Below are 12,040 nucleotides of genomic sequence, written 5' to 3' on the forward strand. Positions count from 1 at the left end.
GTGCTCCCTTGAGGGTTGTTCTGCTTGTCGAGACGTCGATGGCAGACGACCATCGGGGCCGGGAAGGGCCGCCTGCGGTGCGGGCGGGCCTGACCGTCCGGGCAACTCGGCAACAGAAAACAAGCTAGCATGGGACAGCGGATATGTTCGACCGGCGGCCTGGCTTCCCTGGTGCCCCGGGCGGGCCGCGCATGGCCTCGCCAAGGCGTGGGGAAACTCTTTTCAATCAATGGGTTGAAACGATCGTATGACAATCATATTGCAATGCCGAAATGCCCGGCAACGTTGAAAGGCCGCGCACCCTTAGACCAAAGTTGAAACCCTGAAGGAACTCCGGATGACCCGCGACCGCCTCGTCCCTCTGCAGGAGACCCGACGCCGGCTGGGCCAGCGCCGCTGGCGAGGCCTGGTCTGGCTGACCGGTGCGGCCGATGTTTGCTGCCGGGAGGCCCTGACTCTGTGGCAGGAGAATGCCTGGTCATCGCCGCTGTGGATCTCTGCCGAACCGGTCGACGGCATCGAGGTATCGAACTGGTTACTGGCGTCCAAGGCCCGTACGCGTTTGGGGGACGAAGGGGACTTGGTGGTGCTCGATGCCGTTTCTGCCGAGAACGGCTTCGACCCCGATGCCTTCGGCGCGCTTGCCGGTACCCTGCGGGCCGGTGGCCTGCTGGTGCTGATGACACCGCCCGATTGGGGGGTGCGCCCCGATGCCGACTATCGCCGCCTGGCCGATTACCCTTGGCGAGTCGAGCAGCTCAGCGCTCGCTATCTGGCCCGGCTGGCCCGGCTGCTGGCTGCCGACGAGCGAGTGATCCACTGGACGGCAGGCGAGTCACCATCACGCCTGTGCCTTCCCGAGACGCCGCCGGCCGCCGCGTCGTCGAGCGTCGGCGACGTAGACTGCCTGACTCGCGATCAGGCCGAGGCGGTGGCACGGCTCACGCGGCTGCGTCGCCGGCGACCGCTGGTGCTGACCGCCGACCGTGGCCGCGGCAAGACGGCGGCAATGGGCATCGCCTGTGCGCGGCTGCTGGCGGCGGGGGAAACGGAGATCCTGGTCACGGCACCGCGGCCATCGGCGGTGGCTGGCCTCTTCGAGCGCCTGGAGGCTCTCTGCCCCGAGGGGCAGCGGCGTGCAAACACCTTCGAGGTGGGTCGTGGGCGGGTCGCCTTCCTGCCTCCCGACGCGCTGGTCCGCCTTACCGAGCAGGGCGAGGTGGGTGGCCCCGGCAGGCTGCTGCTGGTCGACGAGGCGGCAGCCATTCCCGCGCCGCTGTTGGGGCGATGGCTCGACGTCTTCCCGCGTATCGCCTTCGCCACCACGCTGCACGGTTACGAGGGGTCGGGGCGGGGCTTCGCGCTGAGGTTCTGCGAACGGCTCGAGCGCCAGACTCCGGATTGGCGAGCGTGCCACCTGGCCGAGCCGATCCGCTGGGCCGAGGGCGACCCGCTGGAGGCACTGACCTCGCGTCTCTTGCTGCTGGATGCCGAGCCCGCAGCGTGTCCGGAGGCAGGAGAGTCCCCGATCCTCCGGCGCCTGGATCGCGATGCGCTGGCCCGTCACGAGTCTCGTCTGCGCACGCTGTTCGGCCTGCTGGTACAGGCCCACTATCGCACCACGCCCGCTGACCTGCGTCGCCTGCTGGATGGGCCGGGGGTCGCCATTACCGTCCTCGAAACCGGGACAGCTCTGCAGGGGGTGGTGGTGAGCGGCGACGAGGGAGGCTTCGAAGCCGATCTCGCCGAGCAGGTGGCGAGGGGCGAGCGGCGTCCCCGGGGCCACTTGTTGGCCCAGTCACTGGCCGCCCATGCCGGTGAGCGTGAGGCGCTGACCGCTCGCGTGCGACGGGTGCTGCGCATCGCCGCGCCGGCCGACCTGCGCCGACTCGGGACGGGACGGCAGCTGATCGAGGCCGAGGTCGTGCGGGCCCGTCGCGACGGCATCGACCTGCTGGGGGCGAGCTTTGGCGCCGAGGCGGGACTACAGATATTCTGGCAGGTGATGGGCTTTCGGGCGGTGCGCCTGGGGCTGACCCGGGAGACGGCCACCGGCGAGCATGCGCTGATGGTGGTCCGGCCCACCAGCTCGGCGGGAGAGCGACTCGCCGAGCGCCTCCAGGCCCGCTTCCACCGGCAGTTGCCGGGGTTGCTGGCCTTCGAGCTGGCCGAGCTGGAGCCGGCGGTGGTGGTGGCCCTGCTCGCCGAGTCGCTCGCCCCGTCGCTTGGTGAAGAGGACCACCGCGACCTCGACGACGTGGCCTTCGGCCATCGCGAGCCTGCCCTGGCCCGTCCGGCGATGCAGGCCCTGGTGAGGCGCCGTGCGGCGGTCCAGGCGAGCCTCCAGGACGAGGGGCTGGCATTGCTCGCTGCCTGGGCCTTCCAGGGGCGGGAGGCGGCCTGGCTGGCGGCGCGTCTCGGGATGACGGGAAAGCGAGGCGTGCTGGCCTGGCTACGTGAGGTTGTGGCCCGGCTCCACGACGACGACCCTGGGGTTTCCCCCGGCGAAACCGGCCGGTAGAGTTCCCGGGTCAATCGCGAGACACAATCGACATGAATGCACATCTCGAGCAGCTCTCCCCCCACTCCCTGTGGCACCACTTTCGCACCTTGTGCAATACGCCGCGCCCCTCCGGCCACGAGGCCGCCCTGGTAGCGATCCTCGAGCGCTGGGCCGATGGCCTGGGGCTGGCCCATGACCGCGACGCCTTCGGCAACCTGCGCATCCGCAAGGCCGCCACGCCCGGTTTCGAGTCGGCGCCGGGGGTGATCCTGCAGGGCCACCTGGACATAGTGGCCCAGGCCAATGCCGACCATCCCCACGACTTCACTCGGGACCCTATCGAGACTCGGGTGGGCGACGACGGTTGGCTGCACGCCCGCCATACCACCCTGGGGGCGGACAATGGCCTCGGGGTGGCGGCGGCACTGGCGATCCTCGAGGACGAGACACTGGTGCATGGCCCGTTGGAGACGCTCTTCACCTTGGAGGAGGAGTCCTCCATGGGCGGGGCCCTCCACCTGGCCGAGAGCTGGCTCGAAGGACGCCTGCTGCTCAACCTGGATTCCGAGGACCGCGGCGAGGTGTTCATCGGCTGCGCCGGCGGGGCCGACGTGATCGTCGAGGCCCAGCTGCCCACTGCGCCGCTGTCAGAGGGAGAGCGGGCGCTGCGACTGTCGCTGACCGGGCTCTCGGGGGGCCACTCGGGTATCGACATCCACAAGGGTCGCGGCAATGCCAACCGGCTGCTGGTGCGGGTGTTGCGTGCCCTCGAGCCCTTCGGCGCCCGACTGGTCGACTACCAGGGTGGCACCCTGCGCAATGCCCTGCCGCGGGAGGCCTTTGCCACCCTGGTTCTGGCTGACGACGAGCAGGCGCCTGCCCGGGAGCGGGTCGCGGCATTGCAGGACGAGCTGCGCAGCGAACTGGCCGGGATCGACGAGGGCCTCACCCTGACGCTGGCGCCACTGGACGCGTGGCCCGACGAGGCGTTGACCGGGCAAGCCAGTCGGCTGCTGGTAAGTGCCCTGCACGTCGCTCCCTGTGGCGTCGAGCGAATGAGCATCGCAGTGCCCGGAGTGGTGGAGACCTCCAACAACCTGGGCGTGGTCAGCCTGGAAGGGGGACGCTTCCACCTCTGCGCCCTGGTGCGTTCGTTGCACGATAGTGCCACCCTGGACCTCGCCGACCGCTTCCGGGCACTGTTCGAGCTGATCGGGGCTCGCACTCGAGTCGAGAACGCCTATCCGGGCTGGACACCCAATCCGGACAGCCCGCTCCTGACGCGCTTCTGCCGCCTGCACCGCGAACTGCTGGGCAGCGAACCCGAGGTCAAGGTGATCCACGCCGGCCTCGAGTGCGGCATCATTGGTGGCAAGTATCCACAGATGGACATGATCTCCTTCGGCCCGTTGATCCGCGGCGCCCACTCCCCGGACGAGCGGGTGGAGCTGGACTCCGTGGCGGAGTTCTGGGACCTGCTGCGTACCCTGATCGAGGACCTGGCCGAAGGCTAGCGGCGTGCCCGCGCCAGCCGCGGTCGTCACCAAGGTGCATGGGTCGGGAGTGGCCGAGATGAATGAATTGCTGCAGGAGGTCGTGCCGGCCTGGGTAGCCGCGGGGCTGGGGGGAGTGCTGCTGGTGATGGCCTGGCTGGGGCTGGCCTGGCGCAGTCGCCTGGTCGCCGCCGAGGCGCGGCTCCTCCACCGCGAGCAGGAGTGCACCGAGAGCGAGGCCAGCGTGCGGCGGCTGGAACAAGAGCTGGCCCACAGCGATGCGCAACTGGATGGTAGCCGCGAGCGCCTGGTCGCCGTGGAGGCAGAATTGGCCGGGATGCGCGACCGGCTGGCCGAGCGGCGCGAGCATGCCGCCCGGTTGGAGACCGAGCACGAGCAGATGGCCCTGCGTCACCGTGAGCAGTTGGCCCTGCTGGAAGAGGCCCGGGAGCGGCTCAAGGAGGAGTTTCAACAGCTTGCCGGGCGCATCTTCGAGGAGCGTCAGCAGGCCTTCTCGGTGCAGAGTCGCGACAGCCTGGAGACCCTGCTGCGCCCCTTCCGTGAGCAGGTCGACCAGTTCCGTCGCCGGGTCGAGGAGCTGCATGGCCAGCAGAGCCGAGACAGTGGCTCCCTCAAGGCCCATCTCGAGCAGCTCGCCGGGCTCAATGCCCGCCTCGGCGAGGAAGCCGCGGGCCTCGCCCGGGCCCTCAAGGGCGACCAGAAAGCGCAGGGCCACTGGGGCGAGCTGATGCTCGAGACCGTGCTGGAGCGAAGTGGTCTGCGCCAGGATATCGAGTATCGTCGCGAGGTCTCGCTGCAGGGAGACCAGGGGCGCCAGCGCCCCGATGCGGTGATCTACCTGCCCGACGACCGCCACCTGATCGTCGATGCCAAGGTGTCGCTGGTGGCCTGGACGCGGGTGGTCAACGCCGAGGACGAGGCCGAGCGCGACGCGGCCATGAAGGCCCACCTGCAGTCGCTGCGCAGCCACGTAGCCGGGCTCTCGGGAAAGGACTATCCCGCGCTTCCGGGCCTCAACTCGCCTGACTTCGTATTCCTCTTCGTGCCGGTGGAGCCGGCCTTCGCCGCCGCCTTCGAGCGCGATCCCACGCTTTTCCAGGAGGCCTTCGACCGTCAGGTGGTGGTGGTCACCCCCACCACCCTGCTGGCCAGCCTGCGTACCGTGGCCGGTCTGTGGAACCTGGAGCGCCAGAACGAGAACGCGCGCCTGATCGGTGACCGGGCCGAGAAGCTGCTGACCAAGTTCTCCGGCTTCGTCGAGAGCCTCGAGGAGGTCGGCCGAAATCTGGACCGGGCGGGCGAGAGCCAGCGCCGGGCCATGGCGCGGCTTTCCAGCGGGCAGGGAAGCCTGGTGGCCCAGGCCACCGAGCTGCAGCGTTTGGGGGTGCGCATGAAGAAGCCGTTGTCGACAGAACTGGTGCGCGCCGCCGAGGGAGAGGGGGCTTCGGAAGGCGAAGCGGCGGATCGCCGTTAAGCTCCGCCCGATCGATCGACTGGTCATGCAACAACGACGGCGCCCCTCGGGGCGCCGTCGTGAACTGCGGTGCTGCAAAGCCGGTGATCAGCCGAGGTAGGCGCCCAGCATCCACACGGTCTTCTCCTGCTCGCGGATGTAGTCGCCGGCCTGGGCCGCGGTGCCCTCGTCGTCGGCATCCGAGGCCAGGGAGAGCAGCTCGCGCTGCAGCTCGATCAGGGTCTGGTAGCCCTGGAGCACGCCGCGCACGCAGGCTTCGCCGTCCTGAACGTCCTTGTCTTCCTGTATCTTGGCGATCTTCACGTAGTCGCTGTAGGCGTGTACCGGCTGGTGGCCCAGGGTGAGAATGCGCTCGGCGACTTCGTCGACCTTCGTCAGCAGGTCGGTGTAGAACTCCTCGAACTTCTCGTGGAGCTGGAAGAACTGACGGCCCTTCACGTTCCAGTGGTAGCCGCGCACGTTCATGTAGAAGATCTGGTAGTTGGCCAGTAGCTCGTTGAGCTTCTCGGCGAGTTGGCTGGCGCTGGCCTCGTGCAGGCCGATGGTATTGGTGTCGCTCATGCAATGCCTCCTTGATCGCGATAGAGTCAGGGTAATGGGTTGGCCGGCGGTGGATAAGTCAATTTTCGCCATGGCTGCCATAGCCGATGCCCATGACGTGCGGGTGTCGTGCGCGTTCTTCAAGCCCGATGGTCGGCCGTGGCGACCCAGAGTCGCAGCAGGCTCTCGGTGCGGTCGGCCAGCAGCTCGGCACAGCGCTCGAGAGCCTCGTCGAGTGTCATGGGGCCATCGGCCAGGGCGAAGGCCGTGGTGACGCCCTCGTCGAAGCCGGCCTGCCAGCCCGGGGCCAGGCGCCCGGCCAGCACCACCACCGGCACCCCGTATCGCCGGGCCAGCCGTGCCACGCCGATTGGGGTCTTGCCGGCCAGGCTCTGGCCGTCGAGCTGTCCTTCGCCGGTGATCACCAGATCGGCGTCCGCCATCAGCGCCTCGACGCCGGCCTGCGCCATCACCAGCTCGATGCCTGGGCGCAGCTCGGCGCCGAGGAAGGCCTTGGCGGCGAAGCCCATGCCCCCGGCGGCGCCGGCCCCGGGTAGGTCGCGGTGATCCTCGCCGAGCTGCGTGGCGGCAAGATCGGCGAGGCGGGCCAGGGCGGCATCCAGTCGCGAGACGTCGTCTGCCGTGGCGCCCTTCTGGGGGCCGAAGACCGCACTGGCGCCGCGCTCACCCAGCAGCGGGTTGTCCACGTCCACCGCGGTCTCGACTCGTAGGCCGGCCAGGCGCGGGTCGAGGTCTTTCAGGTCGAGCTCGGCCAGGTCGATCAGGGCGGCGCCGCCCGGGGTCAGATCATGGCCCTCGGCGTCACGCAATCGCGCCCCCAGGGCGGCCAGCATCCCCGCCCCACCGTCGTTGGTGGCACTGCCCCCCAGGGTGAGCAGCAGACGCTCGGCACCGCTGTCCAGCGCTTCACGGATCAGCTCGCCGACGCCGAAGGTGGTGCTGTGTAGGGCGGTGCGTTCGTCGGGCGTCAGCTGCTGCAGGCCGCTCGCCTCGGCCAGCTCCACGTAGGCGGTGCGGCTCTCCGCATGCCAGCCCCAGTCGGCCCGGGTCGGACGGCCTAGGGCATCATGGACATGAGCCGAGCGGCGCTCGGCCCCGGTGGCGGCCAGCAGGGCATCGAGGCTGCCCTCGCCGCCATCGGCCAGCGGGCATTCCAGGGCCTCGATGTCGCCGCCGGTGCGCCGTGCGCCTCGGGCGATGGCACGCGCGGCATCGGCGGCGGGCAGGGCGTCCTTGAAGCTGTCCGGGCAGATCAGGATCTTCATGGCCGTTCTCATCATTTGGAAGAGGTTTCCAGCTTACTGTCAGGTGGCGCGGGACAGAACCCCAATGCGCTTCATCCTCGCCTGCTACCGGCGTAGACTGCTTTTGACCTTTCGCGGAGATCATGCGATGCGTGCATGGCTGTTGTTGCTGCTGTCGGCGGCACTGGCCGGTTGCCAGGTGACCCCGACGACCCTGCCCGTGGCCGAGCCAGCTCCGGCTGCCGAATGTCGCTGGCCGGTCGGCGATCTGGCGCCGCAGACCCGGATGCGGCGCATCGTCGATGCACTGGAGGCCCAGGATTTCCTGATCCGCCATACTGACCTGTCGCTAGGACTGGTGAGCGCCGAGCGTACCAGTATCCTGCCTGGCTACGGCGATCGCCATGACAGATGGGAGTCTCGCGGCATGACGGGCAGCGTGGGCATCGGCGGCGGTCGCGGGGGTGTGGTCAGCGGCGTGATGATCGGCTTCGGCGGGGTGGGCAGCCTGACTCGCGACGCTACCGAACTGGAGCGCGTCTCGGTGCTGGCCGGTGCCGAAAAGGTACTGGTGAGTCGCGATCTTCAGGTGATCGACTGGCGCGGCGAGCTGGTCGAGGCGCGCAGCGCCAGCGATGCCGACTTCTGCCGTGAGCTGCGCGATGCCATCGAGGCTGTCCCGCCACAGGAGGCCTCATGATGCGCCCCTCCATCTTCCTGCTGCTGGTCACATGGCTTGCCGGCTGTGCCACGCCGGTGTCTGTCTCACCCAGCGAGCTGGACCTCGGGGTGTCGCCCCGGAAGGCGCTCGCGGCCTCCGCCGAGATGCTGATGGCGCGCGGCTACGTGATCCGCCATGCCGATGATGACCTGGGCCGTCTCGAGGCGGTGCTGTCGCGCTGGCCTGGCTACCGGGTACACGTTCGGATCACCGGCGAAGACGATGCCAGCCGGGTCAGCCTGGTGGCCTTCAGGGGCGGCCGCCCCCTGCCGCCTCGGACACTCGACGCTCTGGTGGCCGACCTGCGCGACTATCCAGCGCTGGGGCGATAACTTCTCTCCTTACACTTCCCGACGCTGACTGATGATGGCAGGAGCCTCGATGACACGAACAGTACGACGTGGATTGGCCATGGCGGCCATAATGGCCCTCGGCCTGACGGCCGCTGGTATGGTTCAGGCCCATCCCCACGGCTGGATCGATCTGCGCATGCGTCTGGTTTTCGACGGCGATGGCAGACTGGAAGCCCTGCAGCAGTCCTGGCGCCTAGACCCCTTCTACAGCTTGGTGGTACTCGAAGAGCTCGAACAGGAACAGGGAGACGGCGGCTTGGAGGCCGCCCTCGATCAATTGGGAAGCGAGATGCGCGACACGCTGTCACCACAGGGCTATTTCACGGAATTGCAGCTGGGGGAGGGGAGGCTCGGGCTCGGTGAGGTCGACGACTACACTGTGCTCGCACGGGACGGACGGATCGAGTTCGTTTTTCTGCTGCCTCTCACCGAACCAAGAGCCATTGAAGGGGAGACCCTGAGTTATCGAGTGTTCGATCCCACCTACTATATCGAGGTGGTCCATGAAGCGGAGGATGAGGCGCCACTCGACGATGCTCTGGTGGTGGGCAGCGAGCTCGATTGCGAGACGCGCATCCTCGCAGCCGAGCCGGATGCCGAGCGGATCATGGAGGCTGCTATGCTGGATGTCGATGATACCGCAGCGGCGGGGCTGGGACGCCACTTCGCAGAGACCGGGGAGGTAGTATGCCGCTGACAGTGACTCGGCTGGTGTGGCTCGCTGGTGGCCTGCTGATCACCCTGCTGGTCTGGCAGCTGGCGTTTCAGGGCGGCCTTCAAGGGATCAGCCTGCAGCTGATGGCCTGGCAACGCGACTTCCATCGTGCCCTGACCATGGCCATCACGGGGCTCTCCGGAACACCTTCGCCGGCCACCTGGACGACCCTCTTGGGTATCAGCTTCGGCTATGGTGTCTTCCATGCCGCGGGCCCCGGCCATGGCAAGGCGGTATTGACCACCTACTTGGTCTCCCAGGGTGGGGCACGACGGCGAGCGTTGGCGCTCTCTTGTGCCGCTTCCCTGCTGCAGGGGCTGGTGGCTATCGGCCTGGTGGTGGTACTGGTGCATGGCTTGGGATGGTTTACCCGTCAGGCTATGGGCAGTGTGGCCTGGGTGGAGCAGGCGAGCTTCCTCATGGTGGCGCTGCTCGGCGCCTGGCTCTGTCTGCGGGCGATTCGGCTACTGCGTACCAGTGCAGTCTTGCGGGAGGCTTCCGCCGGGGGGTATCACCATCCCCACGACCATGATCATGCCTGCTGTGGAAGACGCCACGTCGAGCCCCACCAGGCGAGCGACTGGCGCACCGCTCTGGCCACTGTAGTGGCCATCGGTATCCGCCCCTGCAGCGGAGCCGTGCTGCTTCTGGGGGCGGCCACGCTGCTTGGCAACTTCATGGTCGGGGTGGCGGCGGTGGTGGTGATGTCACTGGGCACCGCGCTGACAGTCTCGACCTTGGCTCTGGCCAGCGTATTCGCGCGGGGATGGGCCGAACGGCGACTCGCTGCTCGGGTCACTTCCCATGGGGTCGCCAGGCTTTTGGGTTGGGGCTCACTGACGGGCGGACTCGCCATCCTGACATTGGGGATCTCGCTTAGCGTGACTGGCGTCGGCCAGCCTGCCAGCGCGCCGCTGCTGGGTGAGCCGCCGTCGCGCAGCGCGACGGCATCGCTAGATACTTCGCCCCGCCCCTTCGGCAACTAACCTGCAGGCGGCGTCAGTTCCAGCCCTTCGACCTCGGCCAGGATGCGGGCGCGCATGTCGGCCAGACGGTCCAGGTTGTAGGCTTCGGCCTGGCCATGGCCCCAGACCGGCGCCGGCCAGGCGGCGTCCTGGCGATGCCGTACGATGACATGCACATGTAGTTGGGCGACGACATTGCCGAGGCTGGCAATGTTGAGTTTGTCGCCGCTCAAGGCGTTGAGCATGGCCTTGCCGACCGCGGTGGCTTCACGCCATAGCTGCTGTTGCGCCGAGGTTTCGAGCTCGAACACCTCGCTGACATTGAGGCGGCGTGGTATCAGCACCAGCCAGGGGAAGCGGGCGTCGTCCATCAGTCGCAACTGGCACAGTGGCAGTTCGGTGACCGGGTAGCTGTCATTCACCAGACGGGTATCGGGTTCGAAATCCGACATTTCGGGTCTCCTCGCGGGTCTGCTGTCCCAGTGCCCGTCATCATGCCACACCCGCCCGATATCCGGTCAGATTCCACTGGTGGGGCTGCCCCGGTATGCTGGTCAGCCTATCTGTTACCCGCAAACAACGGACGCTGCCATGACGCTGCTCGAGGCGCTCGCCCTACTGGCCATCGGGACCCTGGCCGGCTTCATCAACGTGCTCTCCGCGGGTGGCTCGATGCTGACCCTGCCACTGCTGATGTTCCTGGGGCTGCCACCCCAGGCAGCCAATGGCACCAACCGGGTCTCGATCGCGCTGCAGAGCGTCTCCGCGGTGACCAGCTTCTTCCGGGCCGGTGCTCGTTACGTGGGCCTCTCGCTGCGGCTCTCGGTGCCGGCAGTCGTCGGTTCGCTGCTCGGTGCCTGGCTGGCCCTTCAGACCGGGGATGCGCTCTTCGAGGCAATCCTGATCACGGTGATGGCGTGCTCGGCAGTGCTGATGCTGCTACCCCAGCCGCGCCTGGATACCCGGCCGTTGACCCCGGAGCGCCTCACTCCGTCGGTCTACCTGGCCATGTTCGCGATCGGCCTCTACGGCGGCTTCATCCAGGTCGGGGTGGGAATCCTGTTCATCGTGGTGCTCTACCGAATGCTGAAGATCGATCTAGCCCAGGTGAACGTCTTCAAGGTACTGATCGTGCTGGTCTATACGCTGCCGGCCCTGGCCATCTTCCTGGCCAACGATCAGGTGCGCTGGGGCTACGGCCTGGTGCTTGCGGCAGGCAGCATGCTGGGGGCCTGGCTGGCGGTGAAGGTCAACATGAGCACGCGCGGGGCCTTCGTCGTCAAGTGGCTGACCGTCGTCGTGATCGTCGCAATCATCCTGCGGCTGCTGCTGGGGTAAGGCCATTGGGCACTTTCGCCGAACCTGCTAGATTGAAGAGACACATTTGTGTTCCGAACCCGGAACGGCAACGAGGACGCCATCATGAAGCGCACATCATCACTGATACTCATCTCACTGTTCACCCTCTCCCTACTCAGCGGCTGCAACACCATTCGCGGTGCCGGCCAGGATATCGAGCAGGGGGGTGAAGCCGTGCAGGATGCCACCACCTGAATTATCTTCTGACCGGTTGATCCGTGTACGGGCATGCCCTCCGGCATGCCCGTTGGATTGCTGTCCGAAGAGACAATCGCTCGATACGCTGGAAATATCCCCATGTTTAGCGTCTGGAAGTCTTCGCTGACCGTCGTTGGCTTTTTGCTGATGACAGCCTGCAGTGCCGCCAACGAGTCCGCCGCTCCCCGTGCTTCGGCGCCTGAGCCCCCTCACGTCAACGAAGGCGATGACGCCTGTGGTGCAGCGCGGGTCCAGGACCGGGTGGGGCGCGACTTTGACGCGGCGATGGGAATGGCCCTGCGTGAAGAGAGCGGTGCCAAGACATTGCGGGTGATGCGTCCCGGCGAAGCTCATACCCTCGATTACCGGACCGAACGCCTCAATGTGCGCCTCGATGACCGGGATCGGATTTCCGCCCTGGAATGCGGCTGAC

General features: G+C 67.5%; 13 protein-coding genes. 10 read left to right on the plus strand and 3 right to left on the minus strand.

Going from position 1 to position 12,040, the window contains the following annotated elements; translation table 11 throughout:
- The first annotated feature begins 337 nt into the window (after positions 1–337).
- Genes BMY30_RS10845 through BMY30_RS10855 form a run of 3 tightly spaced genes read left to right on the plus strand, consistent with a single transcriptional unit; the run spans position 338 to position 5,491 of the window.
- Positions 338–2,521: a tRNA(Met) cytidine acetyltransferase TmcA gene (locus BMY30_RS10845; protein ID WP_089713514.1), complete on the plus strand. Its 2,184-nt coding sequence runs from the start codon at positions 338–340 to the stop codon at positions 2,519–2,521.
- 32 nt (positions 2,522–2,553) lie between these two features.
- Positions 2,554–4,017, plus strand: a complete 1,464-nt coding sequence (locus BMY30_RS10850) for an aminoacyl-histidine dipeptidase (RefSeq protein WP_089713516.1) — start codon at positions 2,554–2,556, stop codon at positions 4,015–4,017.
- A gap of 58 nt (positions 4,018–4,075) precedes the next feature.
- The gene (locus BMY30_RS10855) at positions 4,076–5,491 is read left to right on the plus strand and encodes a DNA recombination protein RmuC (RefSeq protein WP_089713518.1); all 1,416 of its coding nucleotides are present in this window, start codon (positions 4,076–4,078) and stop codon (positions 5,489–5,491) included.
- An 87-nt stretch (positions 5,492–5,578) separates the two neighbouring features.
- Here the strand turns inward: BMY30_RS10855 and BMY30_RS10860 are convergent, their stop codons facing one another.
- Both BMY30_RS10860 and BMY30_RS10865 read right to left on the minus strand, forming a co-directional pair.
- Positions 5,579–6,052 carry a Dps family protein gene (locus tag BMY30_RS10860; RefSeq protein WP_089713521.1) on the minus strand — a complete coding sequence of 158 codons (474 nt, stop codon included), beginning with the start codon at positions 6,050–6,052 and terminating at the stop codon, positions 5,579–5,581.
- 119 nt (positions 6,053–6,171) lie between these two features.
- Positions 6,172–7,317, minus strand: a complete 1,146-nt coding sequence (locus BMY30_RS10865; RefSeq protein WP_089713523.1) for a glycerate kinase — start codon at positions 7,315–7,317, stop codon at positions 6,172–6,174.
- 127 nt (positions 7,318–7,444) lie between these two features.
- Here BMY30_RS10865 and BMY30_RS10870 point away from each other — a divergent pair, with 127 nt between their 5' ends.
- From BMY30_RS10870 to BMY30_RS10885, 4 genes are read left to right on the plus strand one after another with little or no spacing between them, the layout of a single operon-like run.
- Complete coding sequence (locus BMY30_RS10870; protein ID WP_139195514.1) at positions 7,445–7,996, plus strand: hypothetical protein; 552 nt, start codon at positions 7,445–7,447, stop codon at positions 7,994–7,996.
- Positions 7,993–8,349 carry a ferredoxin reductase domain-containing protein gene (locus BMY30_RS10875; protein ID WP_244516187.1) on the plus strand — a complete coding sequence of 119 codons (357 nt, stop codon included), beginning with the start codon at positions 7,993–7,995 and terminating at the stop codon, positions 8,347–8,349. The genes BMY30_RS10870 and BMY30_RS10875 overlap by 4 nt, the downstream gene beginning before the upstream one ends.
- Before the next feature lie 49 nt (positions 8,350–8,398).
- Positions 8,399–9,067, plus strand: a complete 669-nt coding sequence (locus BMY30_RS10880; protein ID WP_170840121.1) for a DUF1007 family protein — start codon at positions 8,399–8,401, stop codon at positions 9,065–9,067.
- Entirely contained in the window at positions 9,058–10,071 is a 1,014-nt protein-coding gene (locus BMY30_RS10885) for a nickel/cobalt transporter (RefSeq protein WP_089713529.1), read from the plus strand. Before BMY30_RS10880 ends, BMY30_RS10885 begins: the two co-directional genes overlap by 10 nt.
- Here BMY30_RS10885 and BMY30_RS10890 read toward each other — a convergent pair.
- Positions 10,068–10,502, minus strand: coding sequence for an HIT domain-containing protein (locus BMY30_RS10890; RefSeq protein WP_089713531.1), 435 nt, complete (start codon positions 10,500–10,502; stop codon positions 10,068–10,070). The two genes, BMY30_RS10885 and BMY30_RS10890, sit on opposite strands and share 4 nt — an antisense overlap.
- A 139-nt stretch (positions 10,503–10,641) precedes the next feature.
- On the opposite strand from BMY30_RS10890, the gene BMY30_RS10895 reads away from it, so the two are divergent.
- The 3 genes from BMY30_RS10895 (at position 10,642) to BMY30_RS10905 (ending at position 12,039) form a co-directional block, all read left to right on the plus strand.
- Positions 10,642–11,388, plus strand: a complete 747-nt coding sequence (locus BMY30_RS10895; protein ID WP_089713533.1) for a sulfite exporter TauE/SafE family protein — start codon at positions 10,642–10,644, stop codon at positions 11,386–11,388.
- Between the two features lie 84 nt (positions 11,389–11,472).
- Positions 11,473–11,604: an entericidin A/B family lipoprotein gene (locus BMY30_RS10900; RefSeq protein ID WP_089713684.1), complete on the plus strand. Its 132-nt coding sequence runs from the start codon at positions 11,473–11,475 to the stop codon at positions 11,602–11,604.
- A gap of 102 nt (positions 11,605–11,706) precedes the next feature.
- Positions 11,707–12,039, plus strand: a complete 333-nt coding sequence (locus tag BMY30_RS10905; protein ID WP_244516188.1) for an I78 family peptidase inhibitor — start codon at positions 11,707–11,709, stop codon at positions 12,037–12,039.
- Position 12,040: the final 1 nt, after the last annotated feature.

It is taken from the genome of Halomonas daqiaonensis (assembly GCF_900109725.1).
Classification (GTDB): Bacteria; Pseudomonadota; Gammaproteobacteria; order Pseudomonadales; family Halomonadaceae; genus Halomonas; species Halomonas daqiaonensis.